Raw genomic sequence first — 17,666 nt, forward strand, 5'->3', positions numbered from 1 at the left:
AGAAAAAATTATACGTGTTTAAAAAAATAAATATCATTCTTCCCATTATTGTAATTGCTCAATTTTGTTGCACAACTCTTTGGTTTGCTGGCAATGGAGTTATTTATGATTTAATTGACAATTTTAACCTAAATAGCAATGCTCTAGGTTTGTTAACTTCTGCTGTGCAATTTGGTTTTATTGCAGGCACTTTAACCTTTGCCATCTTAACAATTGCAGATCGGTTTTCTCCATCCAAAGTGTTTTTTATAAGTGCTTTACTTGGTGCGTTTTTAAATCTAGGCATTTTATGGGAAGGGAATAATTTAATAAGTTTACTATCAATTCGGTTTTTAACAGGCTTTTTTCTGGCAGGAATTTATCCTGTTGGAATTAAAATAGCCGTCGACTATTTTGAAAAAAGTTTAGGAACAGCGCTTGGTTTTTTAGTAGGTGCTTTGGTTTTGGGAACCGCTTTTCCTCATTTACTGAAAGACTTAGTCAATTTTAACGAATGGAGAAATGTGTTAATTATTACATCTATACTTGCTACATTTGGAGGTTTTATAATGCTGTTATTTGTTCCAGATGGTCCTTTTAGAAAACCTAGTCAAAAAATAAATGTTCTCGCTTTTTTAAAAGTTTTCAATCATAAAAAATTCAGATCTGCAGCCTTTGGCTATTTTGGTCATATGTGGGAATTGTATGCCTTTTGGACTTTTGTGCCAGTTATTCTTACCAAATACAGCATAGAGCAACAAAAAACATTGAATATTCCTTTTTTATCATTTATAATTATAGGAATTGGAAGCTTAGCTTGTATAAGTAGTGGTTATATTTCGAATTCTATAGGTGTAAAAAGAACTGCTTTTGCCTCATTATTTTTATCCTGTTTATGTTGTATTGTTTCACCATTTATATTAACAAGTGATTATGAAATAGTACTAATTGTTTTTCTTCTTTTCTGGGGAATGGTTGTAGTTTCAGATTCGCCACTTTTATCAACTTTAGTGGCGCAAAATGCACCTTTACAATTAAAAGGAACCGCAATTACCATTGTAAACTGTATTGGTTTTGCAATTACAATTATTAGTATTCAACTTTTAAATAGTTTAACCAATTTATCAGACTCGAATATTATTTATATGATTTTGTCAATTGGTCCAATTTTAGGTTTGATTTCTTTAAGAAAGAGAAAGAAAATGATAACGTAATAATTTTTGATTCTTTATCTTGCATCAAAAAGCTACAATGTCCAAAAATCCTGAATTAAAACTTGCCATAAATTTCATAGAAAAAACGGATAGAAACCTGTTTATCACAGGAAAAGCAGGTACAGGAAAAACTACTTTTTTACATCAAATTAAAAACGAATCTTTAAAAAGATTAGTTATTGTAGCTCCAACAGGGGTTGCTGCTATTAATGCAAAAGGGGTTACGATTCACTCGTTTTTTCAAATGCCTTTTGGGCCAATTTTACCAAATCAAACTCAAAATAATCAGCAACAAAGAAGGTTTTCTAAAACGAAAATCGATATTATAAAATCGTTAGATCTAGTAATTATTGATGAAATTTCTATGGTTAGAGCAGATTTATTAGATGGCATAGATCAAGTAATGCGTCGTTATAAAAATCGAAATAAAGTATTTGGTGGCGCACAAATTTTAATGATTGGCGATTTGCAACAATTAGCACCAGTTGTAAGACCCAATGAATGGAGTTTGTTGCAACCCTATTATGAAACTGTGTACTTTTTTAGCTCTAAAGCATACCAAGAAGCCAACGTAGTTTCTATTGAGTTGAAACATATTTATCGTCAAAAAAATGAAGATTTTATCAAAATTTTAAACGAAGTTAGAAACGATAATTTATCTGATGAATCTGCACAAATTTTAAATAAAAACTACAATCCAACTTTTTCTCCCTCAAAAGATGATGGCTATATCACCTTAACAACACATAATAATAGAGCCAATTTAATCAACGATTCTCAACTTAATAAAATCAAAAATAAAAGCTATTTTTTCGATGCTGAGGTTTCTGGAAAGTTCAATGAAAACTCGTATCCAAATGATGAAAAGTTAGAGTTAAAAGTGGGTGCACAAGTAATGTTTATCAAAAATGATTCATCACCAGAAAAAAAATATTTTAATGGTAAAATTGGTATTGTAACCGATATTTCTAAAGAAAATGTAACTGTACAATGCCCTAATGAAATTGATGAAATTGTTACTGCAAAAGAAACTTGGGAGAACATCGATTATTCTATTAACGAAGAAACCAAAGAAATTAAAGAGGAGATTTCTGGTGCATTTTCACAAATTCCTTTGCGATTGGCCTGGGCAATTACCATTCATAAAAGTCAAGGTTTAACCTTTGAAAAAGCCATTATAGATGCAGAAGCTTCTTTTGCACATGGACAAACGTATGTAGCTTTGAGTAGATGCACTTCTTTAGATGGTTTGGTTTTAAAAACACCCATTACTAGCAACGCAATTATTAATGACAAAACTGTAAGTTCTTTTAATTTAAGTGTCGAAGAAAATCATCCTGATGAAACTATTTTAAACGAATCTGAAAAACAATTTCAACTAAATTTAATATCAGAATTGTTTGATTATCAACCTTTTTTATATCCAATAACAAGATTGATAGACATTTTTTACAGAAATCAAACGAGTATAAAAGGTGATGTAATTGATCATTTACAAACCATAAAAGATGATGGAGTTGTAAATTTGATGAAAGTTTCTAACGGTTTTAAAAATCAACTTTTACAAATTTCTCAAGACAATATTTTGCCCGAAAATAGTTCTCAAATTCAAGAACGATTTATAAAAGGGGTGGATTATTTTATCAATCAAACACAAAATAACATTCAAAAACCTTTGGATGCGATTGCTTTTTCATCAGACAACAAAGCTGTAAAAGCAGATTTTACAAAACAGTTTGATAGCTTGCAAGAAAAACTAGATGAGAAACTTTTTGCCTTGCAAAAATCGACTGAAGGCTTTAAAACACACCAATATTTGCAAGTAAGAGCCAATGCAGTTTTGCAAAAAACCGAACCTAAAAAGAAGAAAAAATTAAGTTCGAAAAGAGACCCAATTTTAGCTCTAAAACTTCGTGAATTAAGAGATGGAATTCGAATTGCAGAAAATATACCTGCTTTTCAAATATTTACGCAAGAAACGTTATATGCCATGTGTGATGCTTTGCCAAGAAGTAAAAAAGAGTTGTTGCAAATTTCTGGAATGGGTAAAATTAGAGTGGAAAAATACGGAAAAGAAATTTTAGAAACAATTGAAGCCTATTGCTTAGAAAACGGAATTAATAAATTTAACGAACAGAAAAAAGAAGATAAAAAAAGCACCAAACAAATTACTTTTGAGTTGTTTAAATCTGGACTGACAGTTAAAGAAGTTGCTAAAGAACGCAGTTTAACAAAAGGAACTATAGAAAGTCATTTGGCAAGTTTTATTCCTTCTGGTGAAGTGGATATTTTAGAATTGGTACCTCTTAAAAAGTATAAAAAAATTATAAAAGCAATAGAAGAAACAGAGTTTAAAAACCTCACAGAACTAAAAGAAAAAGTAGATAAAACGTTTACTTTTATGGAGTTAAGAATGGTTTTATTGTCTATGGAGAGTTGAAAAATACTGTCATATCGAATTTGATTTTTATCAAATTAGTATAGAGATGTTATTTTAAAAAGTTCTCGATACAATTTTTCTCATTACAATCGAAAAACCACTCGAACTTACAAACACAATAAATAGATTAGAATAAAAAATATTTTCTTAACTTTAAAAGATCAACCAAAAAACAAAAAGTATGAAATTAGGTGCAATGTCAATTAGTTTATCAGTAAAAGACATACATAAATCACGAGAATTTTATGAAAAATTAGGTTTTACAGTTTTTGCAGGACAAATAGAAAAGAATTATTTAATTCTCAAAAACGGAAATGCTTTAGTAGGTCTTTTTCAAGGAATGTTCGAAAATAACATTTTAACCTTCAATCCTGGTTGGGATGAAAGTGCCAATAAATTAGATGAGTTTGATGATGTAAGAACCATTCAAAAACACTTAAAAAGTGAAGGTGTAAAACTAGAAACTGAAGCAGATGAAACTACTTCTGGGCCAGCAAGTTTTGTGGTTTTAGATCCTGATGGAAATGCTGTTTTGATTGATCAGCATGTTTAGATAAATACTCTTAATGCGAAATAGCCATAGATTTATTTAATCTTCTTTCTATTGCATTTCTACCCACTGTATAGCAATAAATACTACTTGGTGTAAAATCGTAAATAAGTCCATCATTTTCTTTAATTTCTTCTATATCTATAGTAGTAATTAAAGTTCTATCTAAATTATTTTTTTCACAAAAAGATTTTAGATTTGAAAGTTTTTGTAAACTTTTTACAAATCTATTACTCCATTTAATTTCTACTGCCCATATAGGTTTTTGTTTTTCATTAGATAAACTTACAATATCAACTTCTCCATTTTTCCATCTTGCATAATAAGGGGTAAAACCTGTATTATGACCCCACTGAGAAAAAATGGCAGTTTCAACCATATTCCCAATAAAATCATCACCTTTATCTAAAGGTGAAAATAACGCACTTCTTAAAGATGGGTTTGTTAAATAAATTTTAAAAGAAGTAGCTCTTTTAAATTTTTTTGCATTTTGATCTATTTTGTTGATTACCCTTATTAAAAAGGCTGCTTCTAAATATTCTATATATTTTTTTAAAGTATTTTTTACAATTCCAGAGTTTTTAGATAGCTCTTCATAAGTAAATTCGTTTCCAGAATTATAAGCAATCGTTGTAAATAAAGAGTTTAATTCTTGTACGTCTTTTATACCATAAAGACTTGGTAAATCCCTTAGTAGTACTTTATCAACAATATCATTTCTAATATATCTTCCAGGATCTAATTGAATTTCTTTTGATAGAGAAACCTCAGGATAACCACCAAAATTAATATAGTCAATAAAGTGCTTATTAAAAATCGCTATTTTATCTGTATGATAATAATTACCGGCAACTCCTTTCCATTTTTTAATTTTTAGTGATATTAAATGAGATAAATTTTTTAAATCTATATATTCATAAAAAGTTAAAGGAGGTAACATAAAATCAGTAAATCTACCTGCTCCAGATTCAATACTTTTTAATTTTAGAGCTGCTGCTGCAGAACCAGAAACAATAAATTTAATTTTATGATATGAATCTACCAAAGCTTTTAAATGAACTTCCCAGTTTTTTAAATATTGAATTTCATCAAAAATAACATACAATTCGTTTGAAGAAGATAGCTTGTTATATTCTAAAAAATGAAGTAACATTTCTTCTAAAGAAAGACTATTATAAATTGGGTTCTCTATAGATAAATAACAGATATTTTTTGCAGGAACATTATTATCAATCAAATCTTGTATTAGATGAAAAAGCATTACAGTTTTTCCAACTCTTCTAGGTCCCATTAATACAATAGCTCTTTTTATTTTTTTTTCATAAACCAATGGAGAAAATAGTTCAAAATAGAGTCTTTTTTTCATCGATGAATAATATTCATCAATTTTATTGTTTTTCCACCAGGGATTTTCAAAATTAATTTTATTTATAATTTGTTCTTTAGAGAAAGCTCTTAATAAACTCATTCTTTGATGTTTTTTGTGCTAAACAAATATACAAAAAATAGAGTCAATTAAATGACTCTATTTTAATTTCGACTTTAAATATTTTTTATATAGCTGAAATTCAAATATATACAACTTTATTAATAGCTTAAATAAGAAAATCTATTTCAAATCTTTTAAAACCAATTGCACAGATTTATAGCCATTCCATTCGTTTTCATCTAAACTGTAAACAATATCAAAATCATCTTGAACAAAGTCCATTTTATCCCCCAAATTAAAACCAATAGCATTGTAGGTTTTTTGATTATCACCTTGAAAAACATTTAGTTTTAAATGCGTTTCGTTTGCACCAACTTTTTTCCCATAACCATTATCTCTCACACAAGAAGTTTTAAAAACAGGCTTCATATTCTGTGGTCCAAAAGGTGCCATTTGTTGAATAATTCGAAAAAATTTAGGTGTAATTTCTGTTAGTTCAATTTCTGCATCAATAGAAATTTCTGGAGTTAAGAGTTCTTTATCTATGGTTTTTGCAACTACGGCTTCAAACTTGTTTTTAAAATTCGGGTAATTTTCTGGCAACAATGTTAAACCAGCAGCATATTTATGGCCACCAAATTGTTCTATAAATTCTTCGCATTGTAACAAAGCTTCATAAACATCAAAACCTTTTACAGAACGTGCAGAAGCTGCTAATTTATCACCACTTTTTGTAAAAACTAAAGTGGGTCTGTAGTAGTTTTCTATCAATCTAGAAGCTACAATTCCAATAACTCCTTTGTGCCAATCTTCTTGATAAACTACTGTAGAAAATCGATTTTCTTCTTCATTATCAACAACTTGAATAATGGCTTCATCTGTAATTTTTTTGTCTAAATCTTTTCTATCTGCATTAAAAATTTCAATTTCTGCTGCAAATTTAATGGCAGTTTCAAAATCCATTTCTGTTAATAATTCAACAGCATAATTGCCATGTTTCATTCTTCCAGCAGCATTAATTCTGGGTGCAATTATAAAAACAACATCTGTAATTGTGAGTTCTTTTTTCTTAATTTGATGAATTATGGCTTTGATTCCATTTCTCGGATTTTCATTAATTACCTGCAAACCATAATAAGCCAAAACTCTATTTTCGCCAACCATAGGCACTATATCTGCTGCAATTGCTGTGGCTACCAAATCTAAATAGGGTACAAAATCTGTAATAGTTTGGTTTCTAGAAACACCCAAAGCTTGAATGAGTTTAAAACCAACTCCACAGCCACAAAGCTCATCAAAAGGATAGTTGCAATCTTCTCTTTTTGCATTTAAAACAGCGACTGCTTTCGGAATTTCTTTTCCTGGTTTATGGTGGTCGCAAATAATAAAATCGATATTTTTTTCGGATGCATAAGCTACTTTTTCGATGGCTTTAATGCCACAATCTAAAGCAATAATTATAGAAAAATCGTGGTCTTCTGCAAAATCAATTCCCATATAAGAAACCCCATAACCTTCAGCATATCTGTCAGGAATGTAAGTTGCTACGTTTGGTGTAATGGTTTTTAAATAGGAAGAAACTAAAGAAACTGCAGTAGTTCCATCCACATCATAATCACCAAAGACCAAAATATTTTCGTTGTTGGCAATTGCAGTTTCAATTCTTGCAACAGCAACATCCATATCTTTCATTAAAAAAGGATTGTGAATGTCTTCTAAACTTGGCCGAAAGAATTTTTTTGCATCCTCAAATGTTTCAATATTTCTTTGACAGAGAATTTTTGAAATAGTTCTATCAACATCTAATTCTTTTGCTAATTGGTTTACCTTTTCTTTATTTGGTTCTGGTTTTAAAGTCCATCTCATAGCTTTTTATTAAGACTTTTTTTACAAATTATTTAAATGAATTTCAATTTCCACGTCTGCGAATTGCCTAAACATTTCCATCACTCCACAATATTTCGTGACCGATAAATTTACTGCCTTTTGAATTTTTTCAGGTTGCAGTTCTGTATCAGAAAAATAATAATCAACTTTTACCTTGTTGTAAAATTTTGGATGCTCATCTGTTAATTCTGCAGTAACTTCAATATAAAAAGCTGCAACTTCTGCACGCATTTTTTCTAAAAGTGAAACTACATCTAAACCAGAACAACCAGCTAAAGAAGAGAGCATTAATGCTTTCGGAGCAAAACCAATAACATTTCCATTGTCTTGAGATTTATCGAACATTGTAAATGTATGTCCACTTGGGTTATCTGTTTCGAACTGCGATTTCTGTGTCCATTTTGTTGTAACAATATTTTTAACCATAATTTATATTTTTTTAAAAATTGAAGTCTTAAATTGTGCTTTCTTACAAAAATAAGAAATCACAAAGAAGTTACTCATTAAAATGGATAAATCTCTATATTTAAAAAAGGTATTTTTTTATCTTTTTTTGTTTTTTTTTACAATTTCATTTGCTCAAACAGATAATGCACCAGTTGTTTTTGCAGAGGGAAAGCAAGTTTTTTGTCCAGGAAATCCAATCAACATTGTTACAGATTTTACAATAACAGATTTAGATGATACTACTATTGATGCATTTTTTATACAAATTTCGTCTGGTTATCAAGCAAATTTTGATAGATTAGAATTAACAGGCAGTCATCCAACTATTTTTCAAAATTGGAATATTACAGAAGGGAAACTAACTTTGTTTTCATCAAATAGTACATCAATTTTATTAACAGATTTAGAAAACGCTGTAAAAGAAGTAGTATTTACTACTACAGCAAGTACTATAGAACCAGAAAAAACATTTTCTTTAACTATTAATGATGCCAACTATTTACCTTTAACCGACCATTTCTATCAATTTATAGACGAGCCAAATATAACTTGGAGCAATGCAAAGATAGCTGCAGAAAACCAAACTTATTATGGGAGAAAAGGTTATTTAGCAACTTTAACTAGCCAAGAAGAAGCAGATTTTGCAGGAAAACAAGCCTCAGGTGCAGGTTGGATTGGTGGTTCTGACGAAGAAACAGAAGGTGAATGGAAATGGGTTACTGGCCCAGAAGCTGGTACTGTTTTTTGGCTAGGACAAGTAAATGGAACAACACCAAATTTTGCATTTTGGAATAATAACGAACCTAATAATGTAGGCAATGAAGATTATGCGCATATTACAGATCCTTCCATTGGAATTCGTGGAGCTTGGAACGATTTACCAAATGCAGGTGGTACAGGTCCATATATACCAAAAGGTTACATTGTAGAATATGGAATACCTTCAGACCCACCATTAAATATTGTTGCAAGTACAAGTATTTATATTCCTCAAATTTTATCAACCACAACAGCTACAATTTGTGAATCGGGTTCTGCTACAATTACTGCAAACCCAAGTGAAGGAGATATTTTATGGTTCGATGCTCAAACTGGAGGAACACAACTAGCTGAAGCATTGTCTTTTACAACCCCAAACTTAACACAAAATACTACTTTTTATGCAACAATTTTTGCTAATGGATGTTCAAATTTTCTTAGAATTCCTGTAGAAGTTATTGTAAATCAAAGACCTATAATAACAAGTACAACAGACGATTTAATTTGTTCTGGAACTGCTGTTTTAAAAGCAGAAGTTTCCAATGGAGAAGTATATTGGTTTGAAACTTTAACAAGCACAACACCCTTGTTTATTGGTGCTAATTTTCAAACACCAACATTAAACACAACAACAAGTTATTTTGTTGAAGCCAATAATAATAGCTGTATTTCTGCTACAAGAACAGAAGTAATTGCTGTGGTAGATAATACAGTTCCTGTATTTGAATTGCTTCAAAACACTTTTGCTTTGTGTGAAGATATAGGTTCTTTAGAATTAGAAACTATAAATGCCCAGGGAAATTATAGATATGTTTGGAAAAAAGAAGGCGTTATTTTAGCTGGCGATTTATCAACCATAACCTTAAACGCATCTGGTATTTACACAGTTAGTGCAATTTCTGAAGCTGGTTGCCAATCTTTAGAACAAACCATTACAGTATCAGATTCTGAAAAAGCAACCATTACAAAGGAGGATGTTATTATTACTGATGATTCAAATAATAATTCAATTAAGGTTGCAAATACAAATTTAGGAAATGGAGATTATGAATTTGCTATTGATGATGAATTTAGTGTTTATAAAGATGACGGATTTTTCTCAAATTTAACAACAGGCATTCACACCTTATATGTTAGAGATAAAGGAGGATGTGGAACAACAGCATACATTTTTTCAATTTTAGCATATCCAAAATTTTTTACACCAAATGAAGATGGACAAAATGATGTTTGGGAAATATCTGGTTTTGATAGTACTTTTTATACAATATCAGATATTTATATTTATAATAGATTTGGGAATCTCGTTTATAAAATAGATGAAAACAGCAAAGGTTGGAACGGAATTTCAAGAGGCGAAAAAGCACCTTCTAACGATTATTGGTTTCGAGTAACTTTAACAGATATCAATGGTTTATCAATAGAAAAAACAGGAAATTTTAGTTTAATAAGAAAATAAAAAACATGGCTTTAGTAACTCCACTTGCAGCAGAACACGATTTAGAAACCAAAAAGTTGGCAGAATTTTTTAATGAAACTCTAGGTTTTTGTCCAAATTCAGTTTTAACAATGCAAAGAAGACCAGCCATTTCTAAAGCATTTATCAATTTAAATAAAGCAGTTATGGCCAATGAAGGCAGAGTTACATCTGCATTAAAAAGAATGATTGCTTGGGTTTCTAGTAATGCAACTGGTTGCAGATATTGTCAAGCACATGCAATTAGGGCTGCAGAACGTTATGGAGCGGAACAAGAACAATTAGATAATATTTGGGAATATAAAACACACGAAGCTTTTTCTGATGCAGAAAGAGCAGCTTTAGATTTTTCTTTGGCAGCTTCAATGGTGCCAAATGCTGTAAATGCTGAAATTAAGTCAGCACTTTATAAATATTGGGACGAAGGAGAAATTGTAGAAATGTTAGGTGTAATTTCTTTATTTGGCTATTTAAATAGATGGAACGATTCTATGGGAACAACTTTAGAAGACGATGCCATAGAAAGTGGCAATCAGTTTTTAGGCAAACACGGTTTTGAAGTTGGCAAACACGATGGTTCTAAATATTAAAATTATTTCAATTTCAGAGGCTCATAATTAAAAGATAAACCTTTAAAACCAGTTTTCATAAAATTTCTAATATTTTGATGAGAAGTTCCATTGGCATCATTTAAAACACTTTGATAATGCTCACCAAAACAAAATAAGGTTTCTTCTTTGGTAAATTGATGATGTTTTGCAAAAGCAAATAACTTGCAAGAACCAGAGTTTTCTCCTGCTTCATTTTTAATTTTTCCATTTGTAAAAGCTGTAGGTATAAAATGATAAAAACCATCTATAACTAACATAGTTTCTGAAAAAGTAACCTCAGTTGGATTCGCTTCTAGCTTATTTTTAAATTCTTGAAGCGTCATTATTGTTTGGGATTTACAATAGGAATAGGCTCAACTTTTTGCTCTAAAGTTTTAAAAGTGAATTCATTAACTAATTGTTTAAAAAACTTAGCATCTAAATCGTTCATAAAAATTAGATATAAAATCTGACCATTCGAATCTAAAGTTGAAATATTTGTAGGGATTGCATTTACATTTTTTCCTGTAAAATACTTGTAAAAAGCCAACCCTAAAAGATACGTCCCATTGGAAGATGGATGTATATCATCATGATACAATTCTAAATTAGGTCTGTATTTTATTGAACTAGCAAACAAAGGACCACCAGGAACAAAATTAGAGTTAGTAGTTTCGCAAAGCTTTTTATACATTTTTTCAATTTCTGGCAACATTAATGGGTTAGATTTGTAAGCCCAAGTCATCATAAAAATGGGTTCTGCACCTTTTGTTCTTACTAAATCTGCAAACTTTTTACCATAATCCATAAAACCCTCAGGCTTTTCAATAGAACTTAAACTATGATTGTTAAAAACTACATAGTCCCATTTTTCTAATTCTATCATGGTTCTAGTTTGAGTACCTCTTTCACTTTTCCAGTGATTTTCGAGGCTACTTCCACCAACTGTAGAATGTTTCGTTTCAATAATAATATCTTGCGATTTTGCCATGGCAGAAACTACATGAGGCAAATTGTTATAATAGGTAAAACTGTTCCCTACAAACAAGACTCTAATTTTTTTATTTTGAGGAATTATCGTAGTTGTATTTGTAACTGTTTGAGCAGATAATGAGCTGTTTACAAATAAGATAACTGTTAAAATATATTTAAATAATTTTGTTTTTAATTTCATAAATAAAGGATTAAATAGACCACAATATTAATGATTTTTTTAGTGCTAAAGTGATAAGTATTTTAATGATTTTCAATTAGATTTTATTAAAACAGTTATTTTTTCCCCTCTACAATAATAACAATTTCACCTTTTGGAGGCTTAATTGTATAATGAGCTAGAACTTCAGTTACAGTTCCTCTCACAGTTTCTTCGAACATTTTTGTGAGTTCTCTTGAAACAGAAACTTGTCTATCAGCTCCAAAATATTCTATAAAATTTGCTAAAGTTTTAGCAAGTTTATGTGGCGATTCATAAAAAATCATTGTTCTTTTTTCTTCTGCTAAAAATAAAAAACGAGTTTGTCTTCCTTTTTTTACTGGCAAAAAACCTTCGAAAATAAACTTGTCATTTGGCAAACCAGAGTTCACTAAAGCTGGCACAAAAGCAGTTGCACCAGGTAAACAATCAACTTCAATATTATTTTCTACACACGCTCTTGTCAATAAAAAACCAGGATCTGAAATGGCAGGTGTTCCAGCATCAGAAATTAAAGCACAAGTTTCACCTTGTTTTATTCTTTTTACAATTCCATCAATAGATTTGTGTTCATTATGCATATGATGACTGTGCATTTGCGTGCCAATCTCAAAATGTTTTAAAAGTTTTCCACTTGTACGTGTATCTTCTGCCAAAATAAAATCGACTTCTTTTAAAACACGAATCGCTCTAAAAGTCATGTCTTCTAAATTACCAATTGGTGTTGGTACTAAATATAGTTTACTCATTCATTTTAGTTTTTTGTTGTTGGTTGGTTTTTTTTGGGAGTTATGGAAAAACCACTAACTATAAACCAAAAACCACCAACTAATTTAAATGCTTTCATAATTTTCCACAGTAATATCAGCCATAATATCTCCTGTATGTTTTATAGAAAGAGGTTCAAATAATAAAACATGAACTTCTTCTTTTGCATTAGGTTTGTGTTCTACTCCTTTTGGTACGATGTAAAATTCACCTTCTTTTAAAGTGATGGTTTTCTCTCTTAACTCAATCTGCAAAGTACCTTTTATCACTAAAAAAAACTCATCTTCATGTTCGTGAGAATGCCAAATAAATTCACCTTTAAGCTTTGCTAATAATACTTGTTGCCCATTTAACTCTCCAACTTTTTTGGGAGTCCAATGTTCAGAAAATAATTTGAATTTCTCTTGAATATTAATTGCGCTCATACAACAAATTTACAAAGATTTTGTGGTTATAAATCAAATACTAAAACACGACTTTTTTCTGATGAAATGATTAAATTTGCACCTTAAATTTTAGAGAAATGTATAGAAGTCATTCTTGTGGCGAGTTAAGAGCATCACACATCAATTCAGAAGTAACCTTAGCTGGTTGGGTTCAGAAAAGTAGAGATAAAGGATTTATGGTTTGGGTAGATTTACGTGATAGATATGGAATTACGCAACTTATTTTTGATGAAGAACGCACACCAATTGCAATGATGGACAAAGCAAAATCTTTAGGAAGAGAGTTTGTAATTCAAGTTACAGGAACTGTAATTGAGCGTGAATCGAAGAATGATAAAATGCCAACTGGAGCTATAGAAGTTTTGGTTTCTGAGTTAAAAATCTTAAACGCTGCAAAATTACCTCCATTTACTATTGAAGATAAAACTGATGGTGGAGAAGATATTAGAATGAAATATAGATATCTTGATATTAGAAGAAATCCTGTAAAAGACAGTTTGATTTTTCGTCATAAAGTAGCCATGGAAGTTCGTAAATATCTTTCTAATCAAGATTTTATTGAAGTAGAAACTCCATATTTAATCAAATCTACTCCAGAAGGCGCACGTGATTTTGTGGTGCCAAGTAGAATGAATGAAGGACAATTTTATGCATTGCCACAATCACCTCAAACCTTTAAACAATTGTTGATGGTGGGTGGAATGGATAAATATTTTCAGATTGTAAAATGTTTCAGAGACGAAGATTTACGTGCAGACAGACAGCCAGAATTTACACAGATAGATTGTGAAATGGCGTTTGTAGAACAAGAAGATATTTTAAATGTTTTTGAAGGATTAACACGTCATTTACTAAAAGAAATTAACGGAGTAGAAATTGAGAAATTTCCAAGAATGTTGTATGATGATGCCATGAAAATGTATGGAAATGACAAACCAGACATTCGTTTTGGAATGGAATTTGGCGAGTTAAATGCAGTTACACAACACAAAGATTTTGGTGTTTTTAATAGCGCAGAATTAGTGGTTGGTATCGCAGTTCCAGGTGGAAATTCTTACACAAGAAAAGAAATCGATGCTTTAATTGATTGGGTAAAAAGACCACAAATTGGAGCTTTAGGCATGGTTTATTGTAGAATAAATGAAGACGGTTCTTACAAATCATCCGTAGATAAATTTTACGACCAAGAAGATTTAGCAAAATGGGCAGAAATTACAGGTGCAAAAGCAGGCGATTTAATTTGTGTTTTATCTGGAGCAACCAATAAAGTAAGAACACAATTATCTGCTTTAAGAATGGAATTAGCAACACGTTTAGGTTTGAGAAATCCAAAAGTATTTGCGCCACTTTGGGTAGTAGATTTTCCATTGTTGGAATTAGATGAAGAAACAGGGCATTATCATGCAATGCATCATCCATTTACATCACCAAAACCAGGACAATTAGAAATGTTAGATACAGATCCTGGAGCTGTAAAAGCAAATGCATATGATTTGGTTTTAAATGGAAATGAAATTGGTGGAGGTTCTATAAGAATTCACGATAAAAAAATGCAAGCAACCATGTTACGTCATTTAGGTTTTTCTGATGAAGATGCCAAAGCACAATTTGGATTTTTAATGGATGCTTTCGAATATGGAGCACCACCTCATGGAGGTTTGGCTTTTGGTTTGGATAGATTGGTTGCTATTTTAGGAGGACAAGAAACCATTAGAGATTTTATTGCATTCCCTAAAAATAACTCTGGAAGAGATGTGATGATAGATGCTCCTGCATTTATAAATAATGAACAACTAAAAGAGCTAAGTTTGAAACTAGATATTCAAAAATAAATTGAAATCCTGCTTTTGCAGGATTTTTTATTACATTTAAGTTATGAAAAAAATCACCACACTTCTGTTCCTTTTCACTTCAATAATTTCATTTTCCCAAGAAATTACAGGAAGTCAATTATTAGAAAAAGCAATCGAATTTCACGATCCAAATAACAATTGGAATACTTTTAATGGAGCACTTTTTGTAACCATGGAAACTCCTAAAAATGGTGATAGATTGAGTAAAATAAACATCAATTTACCAAAACAATATTTTTCTGTTGTTGCAAAAAGAGATACCATTATTACTGAATTTATTGTTGATAAAAACAAAATCAGCTTTTCTCTTAATGGCGATAAAAATCCATCAGAAGAACTAAAAAAGAAATTCAGTTTAAATGAAGATAGAGCCAATTTGTATAAAAATTATTACACTTATTTATATGGTTTGCCTATGAAATTAAAAGATAAAGGGACAATAATTGATGAAAAAGTAGAGCGTAAAAAGTTTAAAGGCAAGGAATATTTGGTGCTAAAAGTTACGTATCCAAAAGAAATAGGAAAAGATACTTGGTATTTTTATTTCAATCCTAAAACGTATGCAATGGAAGTCTATCAGTTTTTTAAAGACACAAAAGAGAGTGGGGAATATATTTTATTGTCGGGTTTAGAAACAATAAATGAAATCAAAATGCCAAAAGTTAGAGCTTGGTATTACAACAAAGACAATGTGTTTTTAGGTACTGATATTTTATCAACTAAAGAAAAATAATTGTATACGAATGTCATTTCGAAATGAGCTTTTTTGCGATTGAGAAATCTCAAAATAAAACCATAAGATTTCTCCATAATGTCGAAATGACAAGCTATTTTTATCTTTAGATTAAAAACAAAATGCCAACAAAAAATAAATACTTAAAACAAATTCTTATTTGGAGGTATAAATATATTTCCGAGCGTCAATTTATTTATGTTTTAAGCATTTTAGTAGGTTTTTTAGCAGGTTTAGGAACGGCTGTTTTAAAAAATTTAACCTTCTTTATTGAAAATGTCATAGAAGGAAAATTTATTAAAGATTTTCATTACTCGCTATATTTTATTTTCCCAATTATTGGTCTGGTTTTGGTGTATTACATCAAAAAGAAAATCATTAAAAAGGAAATTGGTCATGGTATTTCAACCACTTTGCATGCTGTCTCTAAAAAAAACGGAATTATAGAAAAATACAAAATGTATGCTTCTTTAATTACGGCACCTATTACTGTGGGTTTTGGAGGTTCTGCAGGTTTGCAAGGACCAGCTGTAAGCACTGGAGCTGCTTTAGGTTCTTATGTTGCGCAATTATTTCACATGAGTGCAAAAACCAGAATGTTGTTAATTGGTTGTGCAACTGCAGGAGCTATGTCATCTATGTTTAAAGCACCTGTTGCAGCTATTATTTTTGCTGTAGAAATTTTTAGTTTAGACTTGGCTTTTGCTTCTTTAGTACCACTTTTATTGGCTTCTGTTTCTGCTGTAATTACCTCTTATTTTTTCTTTGAAAAAGATGCGCTTTTTGGTTTTAAATTGATTGATGCTTTTCAAATAAAAGACATTTTTTATTACATTATTCTGGGTTTTGGAACTGGTGTTGCCTCTGTTTATTTTTCTAAAATTTATTTTAGAATTACCAATTTTTTCAAACGGATAAAAAAACCAATTCATAAGTTAATTGTTGGTGGAATTGCAATAGGCATTATGCTGTATTTAATTCCGCCTTTATATGGAGAAGGCTATGGCCTAATCAACAATTTATTAAATGGAAATACTTCTGGTGCCTTAGCAGACATTCCTTACAAAGTAGATTTAACCAATATTTGGATTGTTATTGGCTTCTTGTTTTTAATAGCTCTTTTTAAGGCAATTGCAATGACAACAACTTTTGCAGCTGGTGGAGTTGGAGGTATTTTTATACCCACATTGTTTATGGGCGCTACTTTAGGAAACGTTTTTGCCAAAGTAATTAATACTTTAGGAGGCAGCGTTTCTGAATCTAATTTCACCTTAATTGGTATGACAGGTTTAATGGCTGGGGTTTTACACGCGCCTTTAACAGCCATATTTTTAATTGCAGAAATTACAGGAGGTTACGAACTTTTTGTGCCATTAATGTTGGTGGCAGCCATTAGTTTTGCGTTTACAAAATACTTTATTGCAAACTCCATTTACACCACAGAACTTGCCAAAAAAGGAGAACTTATTACACATGATAAAGATAAAAATGTGTTAATGATGATGAAAATTGACAGACTTATTGAAAAGAATTTCAAGGCAATAAACCCAGATATGTTATTAGGTGAAATGCTAAAAAACGCAGTAGCAAAATCTACTAGAAATATTTTTCCAGTGCTTAACAAAGAGAAACAATTTTTAGGAATTGTACTTTTAGACGATATAAGACCCTTTATGTTCGATACAGAAATGTACAATAGTGTAACTGTAGAAACCTTAATGAAATCTGCACCAGAAATTATTTTTTATAATGATTCTGTAGAAGAAATTATGCAAAAATTTAAAACTAGTAATGCTTGGAATTTACCTGTTATTAAAGACGATAAGTATGTTGGTTTTATATCAAAATCTAAATTATTAACAGCTTACAGAAATAAATTGATTGAGGTAACCTCCTAATTGT

15 protein-coding genes are annotated in these 17,666 nt (G+C 30.5%); 8 read left to right on the forward strand and 7 right to left on the reverse strand.

All coding sequences use genetic code 11. From position 1 onward, the window contains the following. The first annotated feature begins 14 nt into the window (after positions 1-14). From WAO74_RS12880 to WAO74_RS12890, 3 genes are all read left to right on the forward strand, one after another. Complete coding sequence (locus WAO74_RS12880; protein ID WP_422162659.1) at positions 15-1,193, forward strand: MFS transporter; 1,179 nt, start codon at positions 15-17, stop codon at positions 1,191-1,193. A 37-nt stretch (positions 1,194-1,230) separates the two neighbouring features. Continuing rightward, a complete protein-coding gene (locus WAO74_RS12885) occupies positions 1,231-3,633 on the forward strand; it encodes a helix-turn-helix domain-containing protein (protein WP_422162660.1) in 2,403 nt (800 codons plus the stop codon). A gap of 181 nt (positions 3,634-3,814) precedes the next feature. Beyond that, the gene (locus tag WAO74_RS12890; protein WP_422162661.1) at positions 3,815-4,186 is read left to right on the forward strand and encodes a VOC family protein; all 372 of its coding nucleotides are present in this window, start codon (positions 3,815-3,817) and stop codon (positions 4,184-4,186) included. 10 nt (positions 4,187-4,196) lie between these two features. Here the strand turns inward: WAO74_RS12890 and WAO74_RS12895 are convergent, their stop codons facing one another. The 3 genes from WAO74_RS12895 to WAO74_RS12905 all read right to left on the reverse strand — a co-directional run bounded on the left by WAO74_RS12895 (position 4,197) and on the right by WAO74_RS12905 (position 7,925). After that, positions 4,197-5,651, reverse strand: coding sequence for an ATP-binding protein (locus WAO74_RS12895; protein ID WP_422162662.1), 1,455 nt, complete (start codon positions 5,649-5,651; stop codon positions 4,197-4,199). Positions 5,652-5,792: 141 nt separating this feature from the next. Further along, positions 5,793-7,478, reverse strand: coding sequence for a single-stranded-DNA-specific exonuclease RecJ (recJ, locus tag WAO74_RS12900; protein ID WP_422162663.1), 1,686 nt, complete (start codon positions 7,476-7,478; stop codon positions 5,793-5,795). 21 nt (positions 7,479-7,499) lie between these two features. Then, complete coding sequence (locus tag WAO74_RS12905; RefSeq protein WP_422162664.1) at positions 7,500-7,925, reverse strand: OsmC family protein; 426 nt, start codon at positions 7,923-7,925, stop codon at positions 7,500-7,502. A gap of 82 nt (positions 7,926-8,007) precedes the next feature. Here WAO74_RS12905 and WAO74_RS12910 point away from each other — a divergent pair, with 82 nt between their 5' ends. Next, positions 8,008-10,164: a T9SS type B sorting domain-containing protein gene (locus WAO74_RS12910; RefSeq protein WP_422162665.1), complete on the forward strand. Its 2,157-nt coding sequence runs from the start codon at positions 8,008-8,010 to the stop codon at positions 10,162-10,164. Positions 10,165-10,169: 5 nt separating this feature from the next. Then, positions 10,170-10,772: a carboxymuconolactone decarboxylase family protein gene (locus WAO74_RS12915; protein ID WP_422162666.1), complete on the forward strand. Its 603-nt coding sequence runs from the start codon at positions 10,170-10,172 to the stop codon at positions 10,770-10,772. Positions 10,773-10,774: 2 nt separating this feature from the next. On the opposite strand, the gene WAO74_RS12920 is transcribed toward WAO74_RS12915, so the two are convergent. From WAO74_RS12920 to WAO74_RS12935, 4 genes are all read right to left on the reverse strand, one after another. Then, entirely contained in the window at positions 10,775-11,116 is a 342-nt protein-coding gene (locus tag WAO74_RS12920; protein ID WP_422162667.1) for a HopJ type III effector protein, read from the reverse strand. After that, on the reverse strand, positions 11,116-11,946 hold the full coding sequence (locus WAO74_RS12925) for a DUF4886 domain-containing protein (protein ID WP_422162668.1): 831 nt from the start codon (positions 11,944-11,946) through the stop codon (positions 11,116-11,118). The genes WAO74_RS12920 and WAO74_RS12925 overlap by 1 nt, the downstream gene beginning before the upstream one ends. A 95-nt stretch (positions 11,947-12,041) precedes the next feature. Beyond that, positions 12,042-12,713 (reverse strand): 16S rRNA (cytidine(1402)-2'-O)-methyltransferase, encoded by a 672-nt coding sequence (gene rsmI, locus WAO74_RS12930; RefSeq protein WP_422162669.1) that lies wholly within the window; start codon positions 12,711-12,713, stop codon positions 12,042-12,044. An 84-nt stretch (positions 12,714-12,797) separates the two neighbouring features. Then, complete coding sequence (locus tag WAO74_RS12935; protein ID WP_422162670.1) at positions 12,798-13,157, reverse strand: cupin domain-containing protein; 360 nt, start codon at positions 13,155-13,157, stop codon at positions 12,798-12,800. 98 nt (positions 13,158-13,255) lie between these two features. On the opposite strand from WAO74_RS12935, the gene aspS reads away from it, so the two are divergent. The 3 genes from aspS to WAO74_RS12950 all read left to right on the forward strand — a co-directional run bounded on the left by aspS (position 13,256) and on the right by WAO74_RS12950 (position 17,662). Next, positions 13,256-15,010: an aspartate--tRNA ligase gene (gene aspS / locus WAO74_RS12940; RefSeq protein WP_422162671.1), complete on the forward strand. Its 1,755-nt coding sequence runs from the start codon at positions 13,256-13,258 to the stop codon at positions 15,008-15,010. Between the two features lie 43 nt (positions 15,011-15,053). Next, positions 15,054-15,764, forward strand: a complete 711-nt coding sequence (locus WAO74_RS12945) for a DUF6503 family protein (protein ID WP_422162672.1) — start codon at positions 15,054-15,056, stop codon at positions 15,762-15,764. Positions 15,765-15,886: 122 nt separating this feature from the next. Beyond that, the gene (locus WAO74_RS12950; protein ID WP_422162673.1) at positions 15,887-17,662 is read left to right on the forward strand and encodes a chloride channel protein; all 1,776 of its coding nucleotides are present in this window, start codon (positions 15,887-15,889) and stop codon (positions 17,660-17,662) included. Positions 17,663-17,666 lie beyond the last annotated feature (4 nt).

This window comes from Polaribacter sp. (assembly GCF_049276715.1).
Lineage (GTDB): Bacteria > Bacteroidota > Bacteroidia > Flavobacteriales > Flavobacteriaceae > Polaribacter.

Coding starts and splice junctions, on each gene's coding strand:
- WAO74_RS12950 (WP_422162673.1), top strand. CDS start 15,887: ATGCCAACAAAAAATAAATACTTAAAACAAATTCTTATTTGGAGGTAT.
- WAO74_RS12920 (WP_422162667.1), bottom strand. CDS start 11,116: ATGACGCTTCAAGAATTTAAAAATAAGCTAGAAGCGAATCCAACTGAG.
- WAO74_RS12905 (WP_422162664.1), bottom strand. CDS start 7,925: ATGGTTAAAAATATTGTTACAACAAAATGGACACAGAAATCGCAGTTC.
- aspS (WP_422162671.1), top strand. CDS start 13,256: ATGTATAGAAGTCATTCTTGTGGCGAGTTAAGAGCATCACACATCAAT.
- WAO74_RS12935 (WP_422162670.1), bottom strand. CDS start 13,157: ATGAGCGCAATTAATATTCAAGAGAAATTCAAATTATTTTCTGAACAT.
- WAO74_RS12945 (WP_422162672.1), top strand. CDS start 15,054: ATGAAAAAAATCACCACACTTCTGTTCCTTTTCACTTCAATAATTTCA.
- WAO74_RS12885 (WP_422162660.1), top strand. CDS start 1,231: ATGTCCAAAAATCCTGAATTAAAACTTGCCATAAATTTCATAGAAAAA.
- WAO74_RS12895 (WP_422162662.1), bottom strand. CDS start 5,651: ATGAGTTTATTAAGAGCTTTCTCTAAAGAACAAATTATAAATAAAATT.
- WAO74_RS12915 (WP_422162666.1), top strand. CDS start 10,170: ATGGCTTTAGTAACTCCACTTGCAGCAGAACACGATTTAGAAACCAAA.
- WAO74_RS12925 (WP_422162668.1), bottom strand. CDS start 11,946: ATGAAATTAAAAACAAAATTATTTAAATATATTTTAACAGTTATCTTA.
- rsmI (WP_422162669.1), bottom strand. CDS start 12,713: ATGAGTAAACTATATTTAGTACCAACACCAATTGGTAATTTAGAAGAC.
- WAO74_RS12910 (WP_422162665.1), top strand. CDS start 8,008: ATGGATAAATCTCTATATTTAAAAAAGGTATTTTTTTATCTTTTTTTG.
- WAO74_RS12890 (WP_422162661.1), top strand. CDS start 3,815: ATGAAATTAGGTGCAATGTCAATTAGTTTATCAGTAAAAGACATACAT.
- recJ (WP_422162663.1), bottom strand. CDS start 7,478: ATGAGATGGACTTTAAAACCAGAACCAAATAAAGAAAAGGTAAACCAA.